Genomic DNA, 2,504 nt, shown 5'->3' on the forward strand with positions numbered 1-2,504 from the left:
AGTGAAGAAATTGCGATAGAGGTTCACCCAGACACCTTAAGGAAATACGACTTAACGCTTAATGACGTAACCGAAGCCATTAAGCGCTACTCCGCAAACTACTCTGCAGGTGAAGTCCGTACGAATACAGGCATGATTTCCGTACGTATTGAAAACCAATACTACCGCGGGGAGGAGTTCCGTAATATTCCGGTCAAGATTGGCGACAACGGTGCGAAAGTCTATCTGCAGGACATAGCAAAAATAAAAGACGGGTTTACAGAAGGTAAGCGCCACTTCAAATACTCTGGGCAAAATGCGGTTTATCTGTCCGTTAACGCCACCAAAAAGCAAAACATTATCCCAGTTGCCGAATCGGTAAAGACATACATAGAGCAGAAAAACAAAACACTACCTGACGGCATGCAGATAAAAACCCTGGTCGACATGACCTACTATCTGAACGCCCGACTGGACATGATGTTGAAAAACCTGCTTCAGGGTGCAGTGTTGGTTGCCATCATGCTCAGTGTTTTCCTGAGGGTGAAACTGGCATTCTGGGTAATGGTCGGTCTTCCGGTCTGTTTCCTGGGTGCCATGATGATGATGCCAGTGGTTGGCGTCAGTATTAACATCATTTCTTTGTTTGCCTTCATTATGGTGCTTGGTATCGTCGTTGATGACGCCATCGTCATGGGGGAAAGCGCCTATTCGGAAATCGAAAAACACGGCGGGGGAATCAACAACGTCGTCAGAGGCGTGAAAAAGGTCGCGACACCTGCAACATTTGGCGTACTTACCACCATCGCTGTATTTGCACCATTCATTATGTCGACCGGGCCGGAACGTGCATTCTTCTTTGGCATCGCTTCTGTCGTTATTTTGTGTCTGATATTCAGTTTGATTGAATCCAAGTTGATCCTGCCTGCTCACCTAGCTCACACAAACTTCACACCAATTAAAGAAGGCAGTTGGCGAGACCGCTTTAACAAGCGATTCTTCGGATTTGTTAATGGTCCATACCGTCGATTTGTGGAAACCTGCACACACTGGCGCTGGTCGGTGCTGGCTACCTTTGCAGGCATACTGGCTATTAGTCTCGCTCTGGTTTTCTCCAATCATGTACGCGTTGTTCCGTCTCCCAAGGTTCCACACGATTTTCCGGGTATCAAAATCGAGATGAATGACAACGTCTCTGATGAACAGACCATTGAAGCTCTGCAAACTATTGAGCAAGTGATCTGGAAAGTGGAAGATGAAACCATCAAAGAGCACGGTCAGGGTATGATCAAAGACCTACTCTCGATGAGCCGTGGCCGAACTGGTGGACGACTCGTTATTCCACTCGTCGATGAAGAGCTGAGACCTTTCAACACGTTTGAACTTTCCAGGCTCTGGCGTGAACGTCTGCCTGTTATTCCTGGGCTGAAAACCATCACCATCCAAGATGACGTTAATGGCGGCGATGGTGGCGATGAATTTGGTTACCTGCTCTTTGGCTCTGATATCGATGTATTGAATGATGCTGGTCGTGAGTTAATTACTAAACTTCAGCAGCAGACTGGTCTGTACGATATATCTTCGTCCATAGACACGGGCAGCAAAGAAGTTCTGCTTTCACTTGCCCCTGTCGCCTATGACCTGGGTTTGGATCTCCAGTCCATCGCACTTCAGGTTGGTGGTAGCTTCTATGGTGGAGAAGCGCAGAGAATCATTCGTGACGGTGAAGAAGTCAAAGTCATGGTTCGCTACCCTCAGCTAACACGTGAAGCGTTTTCATCTTTACGATATGCCGTGATCACTACACCTGAAGGCAAGAAAGTCATGTTAGGTGACGTGGTAACCATAGATCAAAAACCGGGCATCAGCAGCATTCGTCGAGAAGGTGGATATCGAACTGTGTATGTCTATGGTTCAATTGATGAAGAAGTTGTCGAGCCTAATGAAGTAGTCGGCACAGTTCGAGAGACACTACTCCCTGATCTTTTAGCAAAATACCCCGGGGTAAAAACGCAGTTAGGCGGCTCAATTGAAGAACAGCAGGCTCAGCAAAATGAACAGATCGCCTTCTTTATCGCCGGTATGATCATCGTATACATTCTGCTTGCCGTGCCTTTGAAGAGCTATTCTCAACCTCTGATCATCATGTCAGTCATTCCATTTAGTCTGACTGGTGCGATATGGGGACACTACTGGTTCGGGCTAGATCTCAGCATGATGTCAACATTCGGGTTGATCGCTGCTGCAGGTGTGGTTATTAATGACTCACTTGTCATGACGGACTACGTCAACCAAGCAAGAGCGCGAGGCTTGTCTGTGAAAGAAGCGGTGATCGAAGCGGGATGCGCACGATTTAGAGCCATATTGCTCACGTCCATCACCACCTTTGCGGGCGTTTTACCCATCATGTTCGAAACAAGCCTACAGGCCAGATTTGTTATCCCTATGGCGGTAGCACTTGGTTTTGCGGTTCTTTTCGCTACATTACTGACCCTAGTGCTCGTTCCTTGTCTCTACCTGATTCT

The 2,504-nt window shown here is 47.4% G+C and carries 1 protein-coding gene; it reads left to right on the plus strand.

Features of this window, described 5'->3' with window-relative positions:
* A partial coding sequence (locus tag RH89_RS14500) for an efflux RND transporter permease subunit (RefSeq protein ID WP_004403355.1) occupies positions 1-2,504 on the plus strand: 2,504 nt, incomplete at both ends.

The organism is Vibrio nigripulchritudo ATCC 27043, assembly GCF_000222685.1.
Taxonomy (GTDB): Bacteria; Pseudomonadota; Gammaproteobacteria; order Enterobacterales; family Vibrionaceae; genus Vibrio; species Vibrio nigripulchritudo.